Origin of the sequence: Acetobacter sp. (genome assembly GCF_022483985.1) — a bacterium.
In the GTDB taxonomy this organism is placed as follows: Bacteria; Pseudomonadota; Alphaproteobacteria; order Acetobacterales; family Acetobacteraceae; genus Acetobacter.
The window spans coordinates 1,137,092-1,159,123 of record NZ_JAKVME010000001.1; the positions used below are offsets into that span (position 1 = coordinate 1,137,092).

General features: G+C 56.2%; 21 protein-coding genes. 8 read left to right on the forward strand and 13 right to left on the reverse strand.

Features of this window, described 5'->3' with window-relative positions:
• Nucleotides 1-128: 128 nt before the first annotated feature.
• From LKE90_RS05025 to LKE90_RS05045, 5 genes are read right to left on the reverse strand one after another with little or no spacing between them, the layout of a single operon-like run.
• Nucleotides 129-716, reverse strand: a complete 588-nt coding sequence (locus LKE90_RS05025) for a prepilin-type N-terminal cleavage/methylation domain-containing protein (RefSeq protein WP_291491796.1) — start codon at nucleotides 714-716, stop codon at nucleotides 129-131.
• A complete protein-coding gene (locus LKE90_RS05030) occupies nucleotides 713-1,126 on the reverse strand; it encodes a type IV pilus modification PilV family protein (protein ID WP_291491797.1) in 414 nt (137 codons plus the stop codon). The genes LKE90_RS05025 and LKE90_RS05030 overlap by 4 nt, the downstream gene beginning before the upstream one ends.
• Nucleotides 1,116-1,586: a prepilin-type N-terminal cleavage/methylation domain-containing protein gene (locus LKE90_RS05035; RefSeq protein ID WP_291491798.1), complete on the reverse strand. Its 471-nt coding sequence runs from the start codon at nucleotides 1,584-1,586 to the stop codon at nucleotides 1,116-1,118. The genes LKE90_RS05030 and LKE90_RS05035 overlap by 11 nt, the downstream gene beginning before the upstream one ends.
• Complete coding sequence (locus LKE90_RS05040; protein ID WP_291491799.1) at nucleotides 1,570-2,826, reverse strand: type II secretion system F family protein; 1,257 nt, start codon at nucleotides 2,824-2,826, stop codon at nucleotides 1,570-1,572. Before LKE90_RS05040 ends, LKE90_RS05035 begins: the two co-directional genes overlap by 17 nt.
• Nucleotides 2,823-4,547, reverse strand: coding sequence for a GspE/PulE family protein (locus tag LKE90_RS05045; RefSeq protein ID WP_291491800.1), 1,725 nt, complete (start codon nucleotides 4,545-4,547; stop codon nucleotides 2,823-2,825). The genes LKE90_RS05040 and LKE90_RS05045 overlap by 4 nt, the downstream gene beginning before the upstream one ends.
• A gap of 49 nt (nucleotides 4,548-4,596) precedes the next feature.
• Between LKE90_RS05045 and LKE90_RS05050 the strand changes: the two genes are divergently transcribed.
• The 6 genes from LKE90_RS05050 (at nucleotide 4,597) to LKE90_RS05075 (ending at nucleotide 9,953) form a co-directional block, all read left to right on the forward strand.
• Nucleotides 4,597-5,391 carry a prepilin peptidase gene (locus LKE90_RS05050; RefSeq protein WP_291491801.1) on the forward strand — a complete coding sequence of 265 codons (795 nt, stop codon included), beginning with the start codon at nucleotides 4,597-4,599 and terminating at the stop codon, nucleotides 5,389-5,391.
• A 221-nt stretch (nucleotides 5,392-5,612) separates the two neighbouring features.
• A complete protein-coding gene (locus LKE90_RS05055) occupies nucleotides 5,613-6,611 on the forward strand; it encodes a PilN domain-containing protein (RefSeq protein WP_291491802.1) in 999 nt (332 codons plus the stop codon).
• 7 nt (nucleotides 6,612-6,618) lie between these two features.
• Nucleotides 6,619-7,272 (forward strand): type II secretion system protein GspM, encoded by a 654-nt coding sequence (gene gspM, locus LKE90_RS05060; protein ID WP_291491803.1) that lies wholly within the window; start codon nucleotides 6,619-6,621, stop codon nucleotides 7,270-7,272.
• Between the two features lie 57 nt (nucleotides 7,273-7,329).
• Complete coding sequence (locus LKE90_RS05065; RefSeq protein WP_291491804.1) at nucleotides 7,330-8,142, forward strand: type II secretion system protein GspK; 813 nt, start codon at nucleotides 7,330-7,332, stop codon at nucleotides 8,140-8,142.
• Nucleotides 8,143-8,627: 485 nt separating this feature from the next.
• Nucleotides 8,628-8,957, forward strand: coding sequence for a hypothetical protein (locus tag LKE90_RS05070; protein WP_291491805.1), 330 nt, complete (start codon nucleotides 8,628-8,630; stop codon nucleotides 8,955-8,957).
• Nucleotides 8,958-9,236: 279 nt separating this feature from the next.
• Nucleotides 9,237-9,953 (forward strand): DsbA family oxidoreductase, encoded by a 717-nt coding sequence (locus LKE90_RS05075; RefSeq protein ID WP_291491806.1) that lies wholly within the window; start codon nucleotides 9,237-9,239, stop codon nucleotides 9,951-9,953.
• On the opposite strand, the gene LKE90_RS05080 is transcribed toward LKE90_RS05075, so the two are convergent.
• Nucleotides 9,941-10,918 carry a bile acid:sodium symporter family protein gene (locus LKE90_RS05080; protein ID WP_291491807.1) on the reverse strand — a complete coding sequence of 326 codons (978 nt, stop codon included), beginning with the start codon at nucleotides 10,916-10,918 and terminating at the stop codon, nucleotides 9,941-9,943. The two genes, LKE90_RS05075 and LKE90_RS05080, sit on opposite strands and share 13 nt — an antisense overlap.
• 146 nt (nucleotides 10,919-11,064) lie before the next feature.
• Here LKE90_RS05080 and LKE90_RS05085 point away from each other — a divergent pair, with 146 nt between their 5' ends.
• Nucleotides 11,065-11,955, forward strand: a complete 891-nt coding sequence (locus LKE90_RS05085) for a hypothetical protein (protein ID WP_291491808.1) — start codon at nucleotides 11,065-11,067, stop codon at nucleotides 11,953-11,955.
• A 116-nt stretch (nucleotides 11,956-12,071) separates the two neighbouring features.
• Nucleotides 12,072-12,959, forward strand: a complete 888-nt coding sequence (locus LKE90_RS05090; RefSeq protein ID WP_407066056.1) for a lipid-binding SYLF domain-containing protein — start codon at nucleotides 12,072-12,074, stop codon at nucleotides 12,957-12,959.
• Between the two features lie 495 nt (nucleotides 12,960-13,454).
• Here LKE90_RS05090 and LKE90_RS05095 read toward each other — a convergent pair whose 3' ends face one another.
• From LKE90_RS05095 to LKE90_RS05125, 7 genes are all read right to left on the reverse strand, one after another.
• Complete coding sequence (locus tag LKE90_RS05095; protein WP_291491809.1) at nucleotides 13,455-14,597, reverse strand: hypothetical protein; 1,143 nt, start codon at nucleotides 14,595-14,597, stop codon at nucleotides 13,455-13,457.
• 202 nt (nucleotides 14,598-14,799) lie between these two features.
• The gene (locus LKE90_RS05100) at nucleotides 14,800-15,879 is read right to left on the reverse strand and encodes an IS5 family transposase (protein WP_011252003.1); all 1,080 of its coding nucleotides are present in this window, start codon (nucleotides 15,877-15,879) and stop codon (nucleotides 14,800-14,802) included.
• A 67-nt stretch (nucleotides 15,880-15,946) separates the two neighbouring features.
• Nucleotides 15,947-16,318 carry a hypothetical protein gene (locus LKE90_RS05105; RefSeq protein WP_291492778.1) on the reverse strand — a complete coding sequence of 124 codons (372 nt, stop codon included), beginning with the start codon at nucleotides 16,316-16,318 and terminating at the stop codon, nucleotides 15,947-15,949.
• Between the two features lie 463 nt (nucleotides 16,319-16,781).
• Nucleotides 16,782-17,807 carry an endolytic transglycosylase MltG gene (gene mltG, locus LKE90_RS05110; protein WP_291492780.1) on the reverse strand — a complete coding sequence of 342 codons (1,026 nt, stop codon included), beginning with the start codon at nucleotides 17,805-17,807 and terminating at the stop codon, nucleotides 16,782-16,784.
• Between the two features lie 3 nt (nucleotides 17,808-17,810).
• Complete coding sequence (locus LKE90_RS05115) at nucleotides 17,811-18,689, reverse strand: aldose 1-epimerase family protein (protein ID WP_291492782.1); 879 nt, start codon at nucleotides 18,687-18,689, stop codon at nucleotides 17,811-17,813.
• Between the two features lie 71 nt (nucleotides 18,690-18,760).
• Complete coding sequence (locus LKE90_RS05120) at nucleotides 18,761-21,040, reverse strand: RNA degradosome polyphosphate kinase (RefSeq protein WP_407066080.1); 2,280 nt, start codon at nucleotides 21,038-21,040, stop codon at nucleotides 18,761-18,763.
• A gap of 195 nt (nucleotides 21,041-21,235) precedes the next feature.
• Complete coding sequence (locus LKE90_RS05125) at nucleotides 21,236-21,982, reverse strand: chromosomal replication initiator DnaA (protein WP_291492784.1); 747 nt, start codon at nucleotides 21,980-21,982, stop codon at nucleotides 21,236-21,238.
• Between the last annotated feature and the right edge of the window lie 50 nt (nucleotides 21,983-22,032).

Below are 22,032 nucleotides of genomic sequence, written 5' to 3' on the forward strand. Positions count from 1 at the left end.
TTTTATCAAACAGAAGCAATTTCCAAAGAAAAACCTAAATAGCCTAACAACCCGCCAGAAGAAAAAACAATGAATAAATGATGATAAAGACATTACACACAAAGAATGTTTTCTCCTTATTTCTTGTTTCATCTCGCCTCCGCGCCACTGAGCAGTGGGCGAATCATCATCGTTGGCCAACTTCTTCCCGGAGCAAGGAAGCGCACCTGAACCCTCACCAGAAGAGGCAGATACGAGCTGTTCCACGTCGGTTGCCATACATGACGGCCACCCTGCAGACCATAATATGAAAAATCGATCGCGCTTATGCCGCGAGCCAGAATCTCTTCATGCAGAGCTTCTGGCTGCTCAGGGCAGGTCGCCCGCCGATAAGGCTGCCACCGGACGATGAGCTCGTGCTGCGCATCTACCCCGAACGCAGCCTCGACTTCCTTTTCATAACCGTTTTTCTCCGGAAGCCACGCTATAACGCGCAGCCGGTCCCCCTGACCGGAAAATTTGCCTACCCCTCCATTGTCCGGAACGTCGGCCCGTTCAATCAGTCGGCGCAACGCGTCCTCAATGCCCTGCCCGGTCACTTCGTCATAATGACGATGCTCGGCCATGGCCCATCCATGCGTGCCGACGCCGATCCCTTCCCACAGGGCAACCGACAGCAGGCCGAAAACCACCGTCACAACAAGAATTTCAAGAAGCGTGAAGCCGTCGTCTCTCATTCCTGCACCGAGGGGCGAACGGCCCTGCCCGTCAGGGTGACAGACCGTCCGGTTCCATCCTGATGAATCTGCACGGAAACGGAAAACAATCCGATCCTGTCACCACCATCCTTGGTGGCGGCATCAGCAATCTGGCGAATTTCCACATCCGAATGATAATGCCCTTCCAGATCGTAACTCTGTGATCCCGGACGCAGGGAAAGTGTCGACAACACCCCCGCAAGCTGTGATCTGGCCAGTGAAATGGCGTAAAGATCCCGCTGGGCACGACTGCCGCCCGCAAGCCCCGCTTCCAGCGATCCAAGCATTGCCGCCAGCGCAAAGCCGGAAATCATCAGCGCAATGATGACCTCCAGCAGTGTGAAACCCTCTTGTCTCTGGCTCGACATCATCATGAAATCAGCCCTCATCGGCTTCAATCCGCCCCGTGACGGGACTGACCCTGATCAAACAGAAATGTTTCCCTAACGTGACGACGAGAGGCGGCCCGGAAGCACCCCCATCCGCCGTGAAACGGTAATCGCCACTGGGAAAAAAGCCACCGCCGGGTCTGGGCAGCAGCATCCTTGCCGGTCCTGAAATCCGACCCACCTGAGGGACATGGTCATGCACGGTAACAATCTGGGAGGTCTGCGTATTCACTTCCAGCATGACCGTATCGCCGGTGGCTTCAGAAAGTCTCTGGGCTTCATACAGGCTGTCCAGCACGCGTGACCGGGTGGCGGCGAAAGTGAGCGCATCGCTCTTCATCGGCCCCCGTTCCAGCGCCATGCCCATCAGAAGCCCCGCGATCACCAGCACCACCATGATTTCAAGCAATGTGAAACCTGCGTCTGATGATCGGGACGATTCATCAGTGCGCGAGGTCATTGAGGCTCAGCATGGCAAGGAGAAGCGCCGACACAATACCCGCCACCAGAACACCCATGATGATGGTGATCGCAGGAACAAGAATGGCGAGAAGACGCTGGATGGTGACACGACTGGCTTCCTCGTGAATGTCAGCCGATCGCAAGGCGATAGGCGCCAGTTGGGCCGTCTCTTCGCCAACCTTGAGAAAGTGCGTCATCGTTTCAGGAAAAATTTTGCTGCGCTCAAGCGAGAAAGCGAGACTACGCCCTTCCCGCACATCCCGCGTTGCTTCCGACAGGCAGGTCGCACCAGCAGAGTTGCTGATGACACCTTCCGTTATACGAAGCGCACCGACCAGCGGCACGCCATTGCGCATCAATGTGCCAAGCGTGCGGGTAAACTGCGCCGCCATGATCTCACTCAGCAGCGTCCCGATCACCGGAACGCGCAACAGAAATCTGTCTGTCGCCAGTCTGACAGATGGTTTCCGCAGGGCAATCCGCACACACGCCACCAGCACCACGCCCGCCACAAGCAGCAACATGCCCCACGCCGTCAGGAAATCTCCCGCTGCAATGACAATCTTTGTCGCCAGAGGCAGGGAAGCGCCATTTTCCTCAAACAGTGGCACGAACTGCGGCAATACATGGGTCAGCAGCAGGGCAATGGAAAAAACCGATGCGACAATCAGCACAACCGGATAGATCATCGCTGACTGCACGGTCGCTTTCAGCTTGCGTTCGCGCTCCAGCAGATCCGACAGACGCAGCAGCGCATCTCCCAACGCACCGCCCGCCTCACCTGCCCTCACCAGGCCGACATAGAGCTTCGAGAAAATCGAAGGCATCGTTTCCAGCGCGTCAGCAAACGATTCACCGTCGCGCACACGGTCACGCAATGCCCCGATAACCCGGCCATTCCGTGGCCCGACCGCCGTGTCACCCAGAAAACGCAGGGCCCGGTCAAGATCCAGTCCGGCCGTCAGCATCGTCGCCAGCTTGCGGGTGAAATCCGCGACTTCGCCCGACTTGAGGCGCAAATCTTTCTTGCGACCAAGAAGCGAGAGAATCTCGCCCGCAAGCGCTCCGCCGCGTGTCGCCGGAGCGATCTTCATGACCATCAGATTCTGGCGACGCAGGCGGCTGGTGACCTGCGTCTCCGAACTGGCCGTCATCTCCCCGTGGACGACGTGACCTTCCGCGTTGACCGCCTGATAACGCCAGACTTCCGCACCTGTGTCAGCCAGTGTGGACGTCATTCGTCTTGCCCGACGATACGGCTGACTTCCTCAAGCGACGTCTCACCCTTCAGGGCCGCCTGCAACCCGGCATGGAACATGGTCTTCATGCCCTCCGCCACAGCCGCGCGCTCGATTTCAGAATGATCTGCTCCCGAGAGAATCAGGCGTGTCACCTCTCGCGATGGCTGTAGGAACTCAGCGACAGCGCTTCGTCCCTTGTAACCGGTCTGACGGCAATGCGCGCAGCCGACTGGATGCCACAACGTATGCCGCGTCTGCTGATCCAGCCCCAGTCGCGCCGCCAGTTCCGGAGACACGTCTTCCGGACGGCGACACTCCTGACAGAGCCGCCGCACAAGACGCTGGGCGAGAATCCCGCGCAGAACGGCGGTCAGAAGATAGTCCTCCAGCCCCATGTCACGCAGTCGGGTCACGGCGGCGGCGGCGGAGTTTGTATGCAGCGTCGAAAGCACAAGATGGCCCGTCAGAGCCGCCTGCACCGCAATCTGCGCGGTCTCGATGTCACGGATTTCACCAACCATGATGACATCTGGGTCCTGTCGCAGAATGGCGCGCAGGAAGCTGGCGAAGGTCAGCCCGATGGATGGTCGGATCTGAAGCTGGTTGATGCCTGCGAGCTGATATTCGATCGGGTCTTCCACCGTCATCACATTGCGTTCGGAGGAATTGAGACCAGCGAGACCCGTATAAAGCGTCGTGGTCTTTCCTGAACCGGTCGGCCCTGTCACGAGAACGATGCCGTTGGGCGTTTCCAGCGCCTCGCGAAAGGACGAGATAATCTCGGGGGCAAGACCGAGACGGCTGTAATCGAAGCTGACGGTTGTGCGATCGAGCACACGCAACACCGCTATTTCGCCATGCAACGACGGCACCGTCGAGACACGGAAATCCACTTCATGCCCGCGCACCGCCAGCTTGATACGACCGTCCTGCGGCAGACGACGTTCCGCGATGTCGAGCCTCGCCATGATCTTGATACGGGAAATAAGCGCCGCCGTCAGACGCGGGCTCTGGCTGTCCACCTCATGCAGCACGCCGTCATAGCGGTAGCGGACCAGCAGACGGTCCTCGAACGGCTCGATATGGATATCGGACGCTCTGGTTTCCACGGCACGGAAGATGATCTGGTTCACCAGCCTGATGATCGGCGCTTCACTGGCGAGGTCTTTCAGGCGATCTGTATCGTCCTCGGCAGCCTCACCCTCATCAGCCAGCGGCTCGCCGTCGCTCGCCCCGTCCTCCTCGCCCTCCGGATAGAGACGGGTGAGAGTCGCCTCGATATCCGCTGACCGCGCCACCTCCCGCACGACCTGACACCCTGTCGCCAGAGACGCCGCCCCGGCAGTGAAGGTGTCGAGCGGGTCCGCCATGACCAGATGCAGGACTCTTCCCTCGCAGGAGAGCGGAACGGCCCGCGCCTGCCGCAAAAACCGTCCACCCAGTTGCTCCGGCATCACGGGCTCGGCAATGGCGCCCATACGCGCCGCATCCAGAACGTCCGTGTCAAGCATGGTCGCATAAGTGCGGGATAGATCGGTTTCGCTGACCAGACCGAGCTGGAGCAGCACCTGCGCCAGCGACTGCCCGGTTTCCTCTGACACCATACGCGAGCGTTCAAGGGCGCGGGCGTCGCAGACACCCCGATCGAGAAGGGCAGTTTCCAGATCCATCGCTTCAGCCAGCATGACGACGCCCCGATTTTCCTGAGACAGGGACATTCACCATCGGCTTGCTCAACTGGAGGCAATTCGCCACTGTCACGCCGTCATGATGTCCCTCGCCCTGGTTGTCCCCTTTGTTATCGCGCCTTTTATCGGCAGCTTTCTGGGCGTGCTCGTGCGGCGCATCCCACGCGGCGAATCCTTTGCGATGGAGCGTTCGCATTGCGAGGACTGCCAGACGATCCTGAAGCCGCATGAGATGATCCCGGTCCTGTCTTACCTGTTGCAGAAAGGGAAATGCCGGAACTGCGGCAGTCGGATCGACCCGCTGCATCTCCGGATCGAACTTACGGCTCTTGCCGTCCCCGCCTGCGTGATCGCCACGCGCCTGCTGACAGTTCATGAGCAGGGATTTCCGCTGGCAGACGCCGATTTCTCATTACCGCTTCTGCTGGCCGACTGTTTTCTCGGCTGGGTACTGCTCGCGCTCGCGTGGATTGATCGCATCTGCCTGAGACTGCCGGATGTCCTCACCCTGCCACTCCTGCTGGCCGGTCTGGCGGAAGGGTTTATGAACGGCGGCACTGAGGCGCTGCTGGACCGCACGCTGGCCGCTGCCTGTGGCTGGAGCCTGTTCGCGCTGGTGGCGTACGGGTACCGGGCTCTCCGCGGGCGCTCAGGACTGGGCGGCGGTGACGTGAAACTGCTGGCGGCGGGTGGTGCGTGGGTTGGTCTGGCCGCCCTGCCAATCGTGGTGGTGATGGCGTCCGCGTTCGGCATCGTGCTTGCGCTCGCAACCACTCTTCGAGCACGACGCTTCAGCATGACGGTCATGATTCCCTTCGGCCCCTGTCTGGCAGCCGCCATATGGTTGGCGCGGCTGACATTGACAGCGCAATAAACGACGCACCCCGCAAACAGGCTGCGTCAGGAAATCTGATTACATGAGACAGGAGTATGAAAACCAGACCGCCTGTTAACGTGTCATAAATCTATAACACTCCACCCCTGTCCCCCTTTCGGAAGACAATGGTATGGCATCACGCATTCTCCGTCGGCCGCCCGAACAGGATCTTTGCGTCAGGTGCTTTCGCCCCACACCACAGTTTCTCCGAGCCGTTCATGACGGGACAGACTTCGTCCTCGCGGCTGTTGCACGAGTGCGTCCGATGGTGGCGCGATCGTATGACGGAAATCCTTCCCGCCGCGCTCTCACTCAAGCCCCGAAAAACCATCCGGCTTGAGATCGGTCCGGACGGAATGCTTGACCCGGACGACGTCGCCGCCTGTCGTGAAGAACTTCCAGCCCCCCGTTCCGGCTGGCTGCCGCAGCCGCGCAATCCGGACATTGCGCTGGTCCTCCCACAGGGCGGCATCCTCTCGCGTGACGTGACTCTCCCGCGTGTCGCAGCCAGCAACGCCGCCCGCACCATCGGTTACGATCTCGACCGACTGACCCCATTCCGGCAGGACGATGTTCTGTGGAGCGTCCAGCGCAAACCGGGCGTCGAACGCGGTGAGCAGATCATTTTCAGGCTGCTGGTCGTCCCCCGTTTTCTTGTCTCCGCCGCACTGGACACGCTCGATCGGGCTGGCATCAGCCCAACCTGTATCAGCATGGACACGGCTGCTGACACACCGCTCACCATCCCACTGGGAAAAACAGCCCGGAAAAGTCACCCGGTCGGACGTGTGCTGGCCCTATGCGCCGCAGTTCTTGTCGCGGCGCCGTTTGTCTCCCAGCAGATCACCCTGTTTCGCCTGCACCACGCCATTGCCGCCCTGAGTGACGGACGGACACAGGCCGAGGATATCCGTCGGCGCATCGCAGCGTTCACCGCAGCACCTGCGGCTCTGGCGCGCGAGGAGCATCGCATCGGCTCTCCCCTGCACATCATCGGCACACTGACAGACGCCCTCCCGGACGACACATTCCTGACCGCCATGCATATCCATGAACGTCATGTCACCATGGAAGGAGAGTCCGCTCAGGCAACCAGACTGATCGGTGTTCTTGAGCACGACGCGGCGTTCTCGGACGCAGCCTTCTCCGGACCGGTGACACGCTCGGAGAACAAGCAGATGGACGTCTTCACCATCAACGCCAAAGCGCCGGGTTGAGACGCCAGTGTCAGCAAACCTCTCTCACCTGCCCGCCCATCTCCCTGAAGGACGCCCCGGACGGATTCTGGCGCTCGCCATTACAGTCCTGCTTGTCCTGATCGCATGGTTTCTTGTCTCCGGACTACTGGGCTTCCACGCCCGGGAAGAGACGAGCATTGCGGACCAGAAAGACATCCTTGCCCACACGCAGGCATTGGTGGACACAATCCCAGCGCTGAAGGAACGCTACGAAGACGCCGCGCACAACGCCAGAGGGGACTCTCCGCTACTTGCCGAAAGTTCCCGTGAAACGGCGCTCGCACGGCTTCAGGAAATTGTGCATGACGCCGCACGCGGCGTGCAGGTGGAACCAGCCAGCATGGAACCGCTGCCCATCGCCCATAGCGGGCCTTTCGAACATCTGGGCGTGCGTATTTCTTTCACCACCAACTGGAACGCGCTGGTCAAGCTTCTCGACACGCTGTCAGCCAGCACGACGCCTCATCTGCTGGTCGATGATATTCAGGTTCAGGCGGCAGGCACATCGGCAGCCGACGAAGCCACGCAGGGGCGGACGATCGATGCATCCATGACCATTCTGGCCCTGCGTGATTCCCGATCCGATGCAAAGAATGCCGCCGGTCGCTCCAATACGGCAGATACCACGGGCCAGCAGTGAAGCTTTTGCAGCTTCAACTGCTCGGTTGCTGCCTCACGACCGGGATGGACAACTGACGTGAAGATAACCCGCGCCGCCACAGACCGTAATAACGAGGACGGGTTCGCGTTACTCATGGTGCTGTGGACGCTCGGCTTTCTCTCGCTGATCGGGGCTCAGGCGCTCGTTCTCGGAAAATCCGGCCTCCGTCTTGAAGTCACAACTCTCCAGAAAACACAGCTAGAGACCACGGCGGACGCGGCGATCACGACAGAGCTGTTTTCGATCAGCACGGGACAATCTCCGCCCCGTCCGGAATGGCGCTCCGGCCCGGACGATGGCGAGATCACGGTCAATGTCAGCAGCCATGCCGATAATGACCACATCAATCCGAACGTCGCCGGCCAGATCCTGATGTCCTCGCTGCTGACCGCTTCTGGCGTTCCGACCGATCAGGCCGGTTTTCTGGCGGCCAGCATCATGGCCTGGCGCATGCCCGGTTATAAAGGTGACGCAAACATGCCGGGTCAGGCTGCCTGCACGTCTTCCGGGCAACCTTTTCATACTTTTGAGGATCTTCTGGCCGTGCCGGGCATGACACCGGCTATCCTTGCCCGGATTGCACCGCATCTTTCTTTTGCGCAGTTGCATCTTCCTGATCAGACCAGCCATGACCCCGCTGTCAGGAAGGCGATGCTCCACTCCGGGGTTTCCATGGGAGCCGATCAGAAACCGGATGACAACAGCCTCGAAGAAGAAACGCTGATTGTAGTGGAAGCTGTGGCGTCAAACAGAGTGGCGCGCATGAGTCGCCATGCGGAAGTGATCCTGATGCCTGAAGCGAGACCCGTTCCGTGGAAAGTCGTGCGATGGGAGACCGTTACGCGGTAAATCGCTTTTGGAAATCTGACCGGAAGGATGAATCTCTCTTTAGCTGGAGCCAAAGGGACGCGAAGGTTCTTCATGCACAAGGTCGGAAGAGGATTTACAGGTCGTTCTACCGTTTTCAATTCAGACCAGCAGCATAAGCCGCCGTGGCTCTCAACTCATTCCATACGACATCAGAAAATCGCTTTCCTTATCTGAGTAAAAAACATCAGTTGTGGATTTTTCCTTAGGACACAGTGCCGCTGGAGAATAATTACCCAGTGCGAATTAATGTATTTATATCGCATGTTATATTTATCTCTCCCGGCGATGAAATAAATAACCACATGATTAATAAGGATAAAATTATTTATAACCAGCAAGCAACGATCTTCTTGCGTTTCATAATTAAGATGCCTTACAAGAGATTACAGTTTGTCTGGTTCTGATACTTTTTCTGCTTAAAAGTCGTCACGCGCCTGCCATCACATCACAGTTGGAGAGCCTTAGTGAAACATTTGCTGCTGACCAGTCTTCTTATTGCCTGTTTTGTCATGACTTCGACAGAAAGCTATGCCTTTGACTTCGGCGGACGTTTACTCGACCGTCTGGAAAGTTCGGGCGAGCGTATGCTCGACAATACTTCGGACAAGATCAGCAATAGAGTTGACAGTTCCGCAGACCGTACACTGAACAGTGCATCAGACGATGATGACGAAGAATCCATTCGTCAGCAGGCTTATCGGGATGCCGCGAAACAGCGCAAGCGTGAAATTTACAATAAAGCCTACAAGAACGCCCTCAAAAAGAGCCAGACGGAAGCTCAAAGCGACGAATAACAAGAACAGTCACAGGAATTCGAATTATACAGTCCAGAACCCGCCCTCATCAATGAGAAAAACGTGTCTGGACTGTTTCTGAAAACTGACAAAATCTTCTCGACCGGTTTTCACTGATTCCGTTCCTGTAGTTCTTCTGAAACAGAAACCAGCGCTGGTTTTACCTTACAGCTACCTTTGAATGGCGGCCAGTTGCGCTGGCAGCCTCTATCTCGCAAAAATATCATCACCCCATGAATTCAGGTGCATATCTGCCGTTCTTTCCATAGGATCGAATGGATGAACATGCTGGCTCCATCACGGCAACGGATGAGCGTCGAAATCGTTTTCGATTTCGTCTGCCCCTGGTGCTGCATGGGCATCCAGCGATTAATCCGTGTTTTCGGGCAGCGTCAGGATATCGAAATATTCTACACATGGCGGCCTTTTCTGCTCAATCCGACCCCGCAGAACAAAGGAATGGCGTTTAACGATTATCTCGAAGCGCGACACGGCACGCGGGAACGGGCCGATCGGTTACTGCGCCTGATCGAAATTCAGGCACACGAATTCGACTGTGTCATTCACTTCGACCGTATCCGAAACGTGCCAAGCACGATGAATGCGCATCGCCTTGTCGAATGGGCCTCCGCGCGAGGCGACTGCACCGCCCTCGTCCTTTCCATTTTCGAAGCTTTTTTCCAGAATGGTGACGATATCGGCAATCCGGGCGTGCTGGCGGATATCGCGGCGCAGCAGGGGTTCGACCATGATCTGGCGCTTCATTTTCTCAGTGGCCAGACGCTCATGGGGACAGTGACTGCCGGACAGATTCAGGCCCAGAAAGCCGGTATCAACGGCGTACCGTCCTTCATCGTCGAAGGACTGGCGCTGACCGGTGTGCATGACGCCCCGGTTCTCGACAAGCTCATGGACACGGCGCTCCAGATCAGTGATCCGAAAGAGGATTTCCGATTCGACTCCGCCCGCATGTCCCTGTTGCCTCAGCGGGTCTGAAGACCGGCTTCCTCCTCGTGCCTTGCTTCCCGCGCAAAGCGCTGGGCCAGCAGAGCACACACGAAAAGCTGAATCTGGTGGTACAGCATCAGAGGCAGCACCACGAGGCCGACGCTGGAAGCCGGGAATAAGACGTTCGCCATCGGCACGCCGGATGCCAACGTTTTCTTGGAGCCACAGAACACAATGGCGACCTCATCCGCACGGGAATAACCGAGCAGGTGGCTGCCGACCATCGTGATGATAAGCACGAAAGCCAGCAGGGCGCTGTCCACAAGCGCGACCATGCCAAGCTGTGAAAGCGGCAGACTGTGCCAGAGCCCCTGCACGATGGCCTCGCTGAATGCCGAGTAGACAACCACGAGAATTGACCCTCGATCCGAAAAGGAGAGAAGCTTCTTGTGCCGACGCGCCCAGTCGCCGATCCACGGCTGAAGCAGTTGTCCGAGTATGAACGGCAGCAGCAACTGAAACACGATATCCAGCGCTCCACCTGACTTCGAGCCTTCCTTGGCAAGGATCATTCCCACCAGAAGCGGCGTTATGAAGATGCCGAGGATGTTGGAAGCCGTAGCCGAACAGACCGCGGCGGGAACATTGCCCCTACCGATGGAGGTGAAGGCGATCGAGGACTGCACGGTTGACGGCAGGCAGCACAGAAACAGCACACCGGTCCACACATCGGGATGCAGCAGGCCCGGTGCGATGGCGTGAAGCATGAGACCCAGTATCGGAAACAGCACAAACGTACAGGCAAGAATCGTGAGATGCAGCTTCCAGGCCGTCAGGCCGCTGAGGACCGCGCTACGGGAGAACCTTGCCCCCTGCAGGAAGAACATCAGAGCAATCAGCATGATCGCCAGATTTTTGAAGACGGGAACAGCGGCTCCCTGACAGGGAGCAACGGTCGCAATGCCGAGCGTCGCCAGCAGGCTGAGAAGAAAGGGGTCCAGCTTGAACGGCATCGGAGGGTTCCAATGTGAAAAGATAGAAAGATTCAGATGTTACAGCGTATGCGCAGATTGCACACAAGGATCAGTTGCGCCACTTTTATGCTCTCATGAAATACTTATCCACTCGCTCCCTTCTCCGCCGCCACGCTCTCTGGCAGATGACGGCCTCCGCACTCGGGTTTGGCGCTGCCCTCTGGACAGCGGCACCGACGCTGGCCGCCAGCGTTCCGGCCGGATGCGCCACGATCCATCATCAAGACGCGGGAAGCGGTGGAGATCATGCCGCCTTCAGTCACGTTACAGTGACGTTCCCGGGCGATAGCGGCACATTAAGCGCCACCGGCCAGACTCTGACGGGCACGACCGGCTCTGCGGGGGATGTCGCGGATGCTTCTTCCGTGCTGTTGCTCGCAGCCCTGACCGGTCACCACAACGCGGCCTGCTCGCAATGGCTGGAGACTCAGGGGCAGGTGGCTCAAGCCAGTCTTGCCGCCGGCCATGCATTGCATCTGGTCTGGACTTCCATTGCCGTGAAACGCGCCACGCTGCACGTGTCGATCGCCAATGCGGCCCTGACCATCAACGGCTCGGGGAGCGACGCCAAGGCCAGCCTGACTTTCAGCGGCGTCACCACCAGCGGCACTGCCGCAACATCCCTGCTCCCGTCCTCCGCTCAGGCATCTTTCTCCATGCCCACGAATGAAATGGCCAGCCTGATGGCGGCCACGGCAGGCAAATCCACTCAGCTTCCAGCCGTGCATGTGACCATCCAGTCGCTGTCCGCCAAACGTGACACGGTCGAGCTTTCCGGCAACGGGCGGGCCACCCTGACCGGTGAGCACGGGAGCGCTTCGGCCAGCGGCCATCTGGAGATCAGGGATATCGGCACGCTCATCCAGAAAGCGCAGCAGGATTCCCAGACAAAGATTGCGGCTGCACTGGTGCTGGCCCGAATTGTCAGCCACAAGAATGGTGACAGCAATACATGGGACACAAACTGGGAAGGCGGAATTCTGACCGTGAATGGTGTGCCTCTTCCGCTCAGATAGGCTGAAGAGAAGCTCCCCGCGCCCAACAAATTGCATCAGGGCGTGTCTGACGCCATGCTTGCGCCATATAGTCCGGCGACTCTGGTCGCCAACGTCCTCGTGACAGGAGATCTCCTATGCGGGCTCGCCGCCTGACCCGGCTTTTTCTTTCTTCCTCCGTGATGGTGGGGATCATTGGCCTTTCCACCGTTGGCCATGCCGCCGACAACGGCACTGAACAGACGCTGGTGGACAAGGCCACTCTGGCGGTTCAGGACATTTTCACAGGCGAAAAAACGACCGATCGTGTCTATCGCTATCTGAACAAATCCCGCGCCGTCATGGTTTGCCCATCCATCTTCCGCATGTCGATCGGCATCGGTGGTTCCGGTGGCGGCTGCCTCCTTCTCTCACGGGATGCCCGGGGTTCATGGTCCGATCCGGCTTTTTACCGGTTTGGCTCAGGCTCGATCGGTCTTCAGCTTGGCGTGCAGTCCTCATCCATGATGTTCTTCGTGATGAGTGATCGCGGGCTTCAGGCGCTGCTCGACAGCCAGTTCCAGTTTGGCGCCAATGCCGCCGCGTCTTTTGCGACGATGGGCAGCGGCATCGAAAGCGGGACCGCAGGGCGTTCCAATACCGACATCATGGCGCTTCAGAAATCGGAAGGACTGTTTGCAGGCGTTGCTCTCAGCGGCGCCAAGCTGACTGTCGATAGCGATGCCAACCGCGCCTATTACAACCAGATCGTCGGCCCGACCGAGATTGTGATCTCAATGCGGGTGAACAATGCCGGGGCTGATCCTCTGCGGGCCATCCTGACCCGTTACAGCGCGTCGGCTACTGCCGCGGCCACAGCCAACCCCGTTATCGGCGGCAGTTCCAGCGACGGCGCGACTTCCACGGGTGATGCGCAACTCACACCTTATAACAGCGCGCCGGTGGTCAGCAGTGGAAGCGGAATACAAAGCCAGTCTCTTGCCCCGATCAGATCGCAATCCCTGAGTAAATCGAAGGGATATTAAAGAAAGAGAGGAGAAGCAGAACGCTTCTCCTCAACTGCTGCCTGTTATTGCTGATGGGCGGCAGAACCATACAAAACCTGAATATTTGGAAGAGGAAAAGCCATGTCTGGCTATTTCCCGAGGTATTTTTGTTCGAAAACCTTCAGTCAGAAATGGTATCTTTCGCATAGATATGGAAACTGCACTAAAAACTGAAATCAACGTATTTATATATACAATACTATCGCTCAATAACTATATTCCATTCAGATACAATAATATGGCAATCGACAAATTACCGTAGACAAAAACTCATTTCGTCGATGTAAAAACGTTTTCAAATATCTTTCGGATTATGAATGTCCTATTTTGCAGGACGACCAGAAGAGGCCCAAAAAGACACTCAGGCGCAATACCATTTCTTGTGGAAAGTTTTAATTTAACAGAAATCACTCTCCCTCATCGGCTGATTGAGAAGGGAGAGTAGAAAGCCTACAAGACAAACCAATGTCCTTGTTACGCAAAAAATTTTCTTAAATTCGTGACAATCCGTTCTGCAGCACCAAACTCAAAGGGTAGCAACACGTCTTTTGTAGCTTTCCGTTGATTGAATTTATAGTCTCCATCTCCTCTCATGACCTCAGCTACACACTTACGGGTTTCCTCTACGCCATGTGTAACGTAACAGGCTTTTTCAATTATCCTGCCGACCTCATTAAAAGGTGAATGTTGAGGGTTTTCCATAAAAACAAGAGGTTTTTCAAAAAACAGCATATATTCTGCCAAAAAGCTTATCCCATCTGTCAGCATGATATCCGAAGCAGCCAACAGAGGACCATACTCGCCATGCTCCACAATGGTCGCATTGGGCTGGCCTTCCCATTCCTCACGGAAATCATTCACCTCTTTAAGGGTTAACTGGCTTCCTGCCACCAGTTTTGAAAACAAGGCTGGATGTGGCTTAAGAACCATTTCCACATTTTGATCATTTTTTACCCACTCCAGCATCCCCTTATAGATTTCAGGAAAAACACCAAAGGATAACCAGCCGCCATCAACACTATGATGAGGAGCCCATATGATACGCAGCTTTTTAGAGTATATATTTCTTTCTGCTATTGGCCATTCAGGATTCTGCTTATAGCCCAGCAATCTTTCCAATTTTGGATGACCTGTTGCGACGAAATGATCACCTCCACGACGACTTTTCTGAGCCATCAAATTACGGGTAATCTCAGACTCACAAAAAACAAGACTACATGCCCGATGGAAATCCTGATCTGCCTGATAATCACGCTCATCGGGGTTTTTAGTAAAACTTTCCACTATATTGAAACCAAAATACGGAACATAAAACAAATTTGTAAAAACCATATTTTCTACTGAAAATTCAGGCGGTATATCACAATCCCAAGGCGACTGCCTGAAAACACCATCAGGAGCAATGCATTTTAATAATTTTATATTCTCATCACAATTATCACCGCTAAATCTTATATGATCTACGCCTTTTCTGGAAAGCTCTTCATGTGTTTCCGTTTCATGAGAAAATCCTGCCTCACCCGGGAACCTGTGTCGAATACTGGCTACAACAACCTCAAAATCTTCCGAAAATATAAGATGATTATAAACATCGGCGAGACTGTCCCATGTCGCCATGTTATGTACCAGAAACAATATTTTTCTTGCAGAGCCAATACGTTTCGTTCGACGCACTCCCACTCCAAGTGGAGGGTTCGAAAAACCTTTGATTGACTTCTCTTGTGCCTGATTTCAGGTTTTTAGCGTGTTGACTGCTGCTTCCCTGGTCTAACTTTTACTCTGGGTTTTGAGCAGAGCGATGGTTTCCTGCTCTGGATTGCTACGCGGCGGCGTTAATCCGCTCCAAGAGGAGAAAGCGGCGCATATTATAGACGATATTGGCCAGCCCGACCCTCATGGTGGCCCGCGTTATGCCTACGGTTCGGACGAACAGCCCCGTCTGTGATTTCTGATCGGCAAAGACATGCTCGACACGCGACCGGATAACGGACTTTCCTGCGTTGGATCTCTGGATATGGCGTGGCATAGGCTTGAGATGCGGCTTTTTCCTGTGAACCTTCGAGACAAAGCCCTGCTTTTCCATGAAGTCCTCATTGGCTTTTGAGCGGTAGGCTGTGTCTGCCCAGACCGTTGAAGCTGTATTGCTTTTATCAAGCAGGCCCTCCCTCAATCGCGCGCCATCACTGGCGGCGGCATCTGTCGTCTTCCATTTGCGGATCAGCCGAAATTTCCGGTCGATGGAGATGTGCGATTTATAGCCAAAGAACGGGATGGCCAGATCTGTTGCAGGGATACTCCCGTCCTCCTGTCGCTTCGCTTTCGTGAACTTCAGGGTCCAGCGCGCATGCCTGTCCTTGTGGGACAGCTTTGACGGCTTGTCCTGCCAGTCCTGAGGGATCCGTCCTTCACGCAGATCCGCCTTCTCCGCATTGGTATTGCGCTGCTTCGGAGCCGCTACCAGCGTGGCATCCAGGATCTGGCCTGACATCGGCAGATAACCAGCGTTACGCAGGGTTGCGTCAAAGCGATTGAACAGACCACCAATCGCACCAGCCTGGGTCAGACGCTCTCGAAACAGCCATACCGTTCTGGCATCAGGTACACGGTCCGACAGCCCCAGACCTAAAAAGCGCATGAAGGAGAGACGGTCGTTGATCAGGTATTCCGTCCGTTCATCGGACAGATTGTTGAGTGTCTGGATCACCAGGATCTTGAACATCAGCACCGGATCAAACGGTGGACGCCCGCCTTTGCTCCCGTCTGAATAGGCCAGTGCCTTGTCCAGTTCCGGGCGGAACACCTCAAAATCCACAGTCCGGGAAAACGCTTCAAGCTGGTCGCCAAGACCGCTTAACCGAGCAAGCCGCTCTTCAACGTCAAAAAATCCCGCCTGTTTCATAGCGCCATTCCTCCAACCAGAACCAGAAAAATGGAATCACAGCGTAGGCCTCAATACCAAGAGGTTTTTAGAACCCTCCAAGTGTATCGTTCATCTGCCTTAACAGAGCATATGTAGTATCTATTACATTGGTGATATGGGTATTATCCTGCCGATATTCCCATGGATTTTCAGCCAGAATGTGCCAGACATCCTGATCATGCTCAAAAAATTTTCCTAAGAAAATAAGCTGCTTATTGTTATCTATTTTTGTACGAAACTCGGTTGTGACATTACCATCTATATCCGTAAACTGAAGATGCGAATTTTCAAATTTCCATTTTTTTTCATTCTGGCTATAGACACCATCGATATAGTTATCATCCCTCAAATATACCGCAGACGATATTAATTCTCCTGTCGCCCTGTAAAAAGAAAAGCAACGGTTTGAAAAATTCATTCCCTCAATCCACATCAAAAATATAAAAAATATTTCATAAAAACATATAGTAAATAACTCTATAATTTCGGACCTTTATAAAAATTAAGATTCTCCTAAATTATTAAACCTCATACAACTCAACACTCAGCCTGTAGCGGCTGGCTTTAACCTTCCGCCATTCACACAAGGGATTTTCTTAAATTCTGAGACCATTTATTAAGGCACATAGTCTGTAAAACGCATAATCAGAATAAATGGAACAGCGCCTTTTGCTGCGACAGACTGCACAAGCATTCCGTCACAGCACCGCCTCACCTATTATGCTTGAAAAACATAAAGCAGCATTCCAACCAGTATGTTAAAGAAAAATCTCCGCTGCCTGATCATAAATATTTATACTAAATACTTTAGAATTTTCGAAATACATCAACATGGAACCAACAATTTTATTCAAGCATAAATTAGAAAATAAAAAGGTATTTTATTTATCCAGCACACGACTACGATACGCTGATACATTGCGATTATGCTCATCAAGCGATGAAGAAAAGTGACTACCTCCTGAGCCAGTCGCAACGAAATAGAGATCATCACCCGGAGCCGGATGCGCGACAGCCTGCAAGGCAGCAAACCCCGGCGAACAGATCGGTCCCGGCGGCAAGCCGATAGTCGCATACGTATTATAAGGACTCTGGATCGTCAGATCAGAACGGGTCAGAGAGCGCCCCAGCGGACCCGCACCTCTGTTCAGCGCATAAACGGTCGTCGGATCAGACTGGAGCTTCATACCTCTGGCAAGACGATTGAGAAAAACCCTTGCGATGCGAGGTCTCTCTTCCGGCAGACCAGTCTCTTTCTCCACCATGGAAGCAAGCGTCACCAGTTGCGCTGGATCAGAGAGAGCGATTGACGGATCGCGGCCTTTCCAGACAGTCTCAACCTGCCGCCGCATGGCCTGCTTCATTCTGAGAACAAGCGCGCCACGTTCGGAATCACGCAGATAGCTGTATGTTTCCGGAAGCGTCTCTCCTTCCGCCAAAACCGTGACAGTACCCCTGAGAAAAGGCGCGGCCTGAAGAAGCACCATAATCTGACTGGCAGTCAGACCTTCCGGTATGGTCAACTGATGCACAACCGGTCGTCCATGACGTAACACGGACAACACATCCCGCATGGACGCATGGGCCGGAAACATCAGTTCCGCCGCGTGCAACTGCCCCTCACGCCGGGTCAGCGCAATGGCTGTACGAAAGACATAATCGTCAAGCCCATTGTCGGAAAGCGCCTGTCCCTGCCGGAGAGCCGCAATGGTGCTGGCATATCCACCATGAGGGATGTCCAGTGCAGTCGGCTCAGTCAGCGGACCGGCAGCGGTATAGCGCCACCACCCCACTCCGGCGACGACACCACCCGCCAGTACTACAGCCGTCAACGACCCGGCCAAAGCCCGCAACCAGAAGCGATGCTTTCCGGCAGACGCATCCCTCTTTTTCTTCTGATCCGCCATTGCTCAGCCCTGAACGACGCTCACGCACCAGTTTGCCGACCATTCCTGCCCCGGCTGAACGCTCACAACACCCGGCTTGTCCCTGAACTCCCCCTTGAAACCATGGGGCGTGGCGTAACCCTGCCACGGCTCGATGCAAAGGAACGGAGCGCCCGGCTTGGTCCAGACACCCAGTTCGGGGAAACCATGCCACGACACACGCAGAGCCAAGCCGCCCGGACGACCGAATGTAACGGCACGGCTTCTGATACGGTCGAAGATGATCGCATCATCAACAAACAGATCATCCCGAAGCAGCAGAGTAGCGCCGTCCACAGGTGTCGGACGCGATGCGGAATCGAGCAGACCATCTTCAAGACGACGGATGGGCTCAGGCTCGGGCTCTTCAAAGGTCAGACGATACTCTTCGCGCTTTCCGTCTTTTTCCAAAGGCCAGCGGAAAGCGGGATGCGCTCCCAGTGAAAAGGGAAGTTCCCTGCCCTCTTCCATATTACGGACCGTATAGAGAACCGTCAGTTTTCCATCACTGATCTGATAGGTCAGCCACAGACGAAACCGGAAAGGAAAGACAGCAAGCGTCTGATCGTCCGCTTCCAGCGACAGCGTGCAACTGTCCGGATTCCGCTCAACCCACTGAAAAGCACAGTCACGAGCAAAGCCATGCTGCGTCATGCGGTAAGGCTTGCCGTCAATGGTCGCCCGGTCATCGGGAAGACGTCCGACAATCGGGAACAGCACAGGCGAGTGGCGACGCCATGCGGGGCCAGCGTCCCAGAGCACATCCACGCCGTCCGGCAGCTTCAGGGAAACCAGTTCGGCACCCTGCGCGGATACGGTCGCTGTGAGCTTTCCATCACCGAACACAAACCGGTCAGCGTCCATCAGGGTGTCTCCGAAAATCTTTCCCTTTTTATAGAAGGATTTCCGGAGCTTCGCAAAGAACGACAACAGCCTCAGTCGTCAGCCAGCCGGTCCCGTGGTGGCTGGGCGGAGCGTCCCGTGATCTGGGTCGCCGCCGACCCTCTGCCGGAAAGAGACGGATGGGTCATGAACCATTCATGGGCCGAAAACGGCTTGCTGCCCGGATCAAGATGCCGCCAGACGCCTGTCTTTTCCAGAATCCACGAGTTGAGGTTGTCCTTGAGATCCGTCACCATGATCTGGTCGAGCACCTGAGCATGGACCGTCTCATTGGTGACCGGCACCAGACTTTCGACCCGCCAGTCCATGTTGCGCGTCATCCAGTCCGCCGAGGAGATGAAGACCTTGGCCGAGCGCGACGGCAGGCGGTGGCCATTACCAAACGCATAGATGCGCGCATGTTCAAGAAAACGCCCGACAATCGACTTGATGCGGATATTCTCCGACAGACCCGGCACACCCGGACGCAGGCAGCACATGCCGCGCACCACACCGGTAATCTTCACTCCCGCGCACGAGGCTTCATACAGCTTGTCGATCAGCTTCGGATCAACGAGCGCATTCATCTTGAGCCATATCTGGCCCGGACGTCCCTGACGGACATGCTCGATCTCATCGTCGATCAACTGTTTCAGGGTCTTGCGGCATGTCAGCGGAGAGAAAGCGATCGCCTCCATTTTCGCGGGCATGGCATAGCCGGTGACATAGTTGAACAGACGCGCCGAATCACGCACCAGTTCTGGATTGCACGTGAAGAAGGAAAGGTCCGTGTAAATCTTCGCCGTGATCGGGTGGTAATTGCCCGTGCCGAAATGCGCGTAGGACCGAACCGAGCCACCTTCCCGACGCACGACCAGACTCAGTTTGGCGTGAGTCTTGAGGTCCGAAAATCCGAACACCACCTGAACGCCCGCCGCCTCAAGCGCACGGGAAAGCCTGATATTGGCTTCCTCATCGAACCGCGCGCGTAGCTCGACCATCGCGGTCACGGACTTGCCGGACTCGGCCGCCTCGATCAGCGCCTTGACGATGGGGCTATCTCGCGACGTGCGGTAGAGAGTCTGCTTGATGGCGATCACATTCGGGTCGAGCGCCGCCTGACGCAGGAACTGCACCACCACGTCGAAACTCTCGAACGGATGGTGGACGATCAGATCCTTGGCGCGAATGGCGGCGAAACAGTCACCGCCATAATCCACGATCCGTTCGGGGAAACGCGGCGTGTAGGGAGGAAACAGGAGATCGGGTCGGTCATCCACGATCATCTGCTTCAGATCGACCACACCGATCATGCCGGAATGAACCGAGACCTCCTCAGGCGGCAGATCGAGTTCATCGACAATGGCGTCCACCAGACCGCGCGGCACGCTTTCTTCCATATCGACGTGGATCACCACACCGCGACGACGCTGTTTCAGCGCCGTTTCGTAGGAGCGCACAAGGTCTTCCGCCTCATCCTCGAACTCGACGTCCGTGTCGCGGATCACGCGCACCGTGCCGCTCTCCACGACCGCCAGCCCCGGATAGAGCCGGTCAATGCACAGTTTGATCAGGTCTTCCAGCAGCACGAACCGCACGGATGGCGGTTTACCGGCAACGGATGGCAAGCGGATGAAACGGTCCACCTGTGCGGGCAGCAGAATCAAACCGTTCATCACGAACGCCCCGGTATCCTCGGAGACAAGACGCATGCCCAGTGCAAGGCCCATATTCGGGATGAAGGGCAGCGGGTGCGCCGGATCGACGGCCAGAGGCGTGAGAACCGGGAAGACACGATCCATGAAAAAATCGGAGAGCCAGAGACGGTCATCGTCGTCAAGCTGTTCCAGTCCGCAGAGCGTCACATCCGCTTCGGCCAGAAGACCACGCAGATGGACCCAGATGCGCTGCTGTTCACGGAAAAGCTGTACACAGCGCTCACGCACCGCGACCAGTTGGAGGGACGGCGTCAGGCCATCGGGAGAAAGGGAAACCAGCCCTTCCCGCACCTGCCCCACCAGACCGGCGACACGCACGGAATAAAACTCGTCGAGATTGCTGGCGCTGATGGACAGGAACCGGAGACGTTCGAGCAGCGGATTCCGCTGGTTGTCAGCTTCCTCGACCACGCGCTGGTTGAAAGCGAGCCATGACAGCTCACGGTTGATGAAGCGATCCGGAGACGTGGCGGTGATTTCAACCGGCGCAGGCGCGGCCTTGCGCGTCCGTGTTCGCGTGACGGCTGTGCCCGTCTGGGCCTTCGCGGCGGTTGGTGCCGTTTTCCGACGAGTGCCCTGCGCTCTGGTCGACGCAGGCGCACGGGTTCCCTTCACGCGACGACCCACTCCTCGCGTTCTGTTTCCCTCATGCTCCGACAAAGTATTCTCCTGTGAGGCTGTGACCAGCGGTCACTGTCTGCGTATCATCTTATGAGGGCTAAATCGTATGGCCCCTTCATCCTTTTGTCATATGACAATTTAAGAACACAGGAAGAAGTCTCTCTGGTTTCAGGCCACCATTATCCCCGCTTACTCGTTCAGATCAGCCAGCAGCCGTGCGGCGGCCCGCAGATCAAACGGCTGGCCCGAGGCAAGGGTCACCGCGTCAATCCGGCTGACCGCATCCTCGATCACCGAGGCCTCGCGCGGCAGGCGTTGCAGCAGCCAGTCCGTGATCTGTCTGGGCACGACCAGTTGGCGCTCGGCCAGCAGACGCAGCATCAGGCGATGAAGCAGCACATCCTCCGCAGGCCCCACCTCCACGGTCATCGTCGCCCGCAAACGGCTGCACAGATCCGGCAGCGTCACCATCCACTGGCTCGGCGGCGTGCGCGCCACCATAAGCAGCGGCATCCGGCGCTCGCGTGAGGTATTGATGATCTGGAGTAGCGCCAGTTCATCCAGCCCCTGCTCAGGCAGCGCATCAAGCGCCAGAGCGCGGGGGGCGCGTTCAAGCAACGTCGCGATATCGGGCAGACCCTGCGCTGCATCCACGATCATCGCGTCGTTACGCAGCCCCCACACCTGTAGCAGATGCGTCTTGCCGCGCCCCTGACCACCCCAGAGAGCCAGCCGACTGTCAGACCAGCTTTTTTCCGCATCCGTTGCGAACAGCCATGTCCGGGCCGCAGCATTCGAACGTCCGGACACGAATCCCGCCTCGTCAAAGCGACGTTTATGCCCGAACGGCAACGGCAACTGACGCATCAACTCCGGTCTTTTTTCGCCCGAACCGGGCTGACCATGGCGTTCTGGATCATAAACCTGTTCCGTCACCGCTATGCGCGCCGCCCCGCCTGCCTTAAAGAGTGCTCAGAAACCTGATA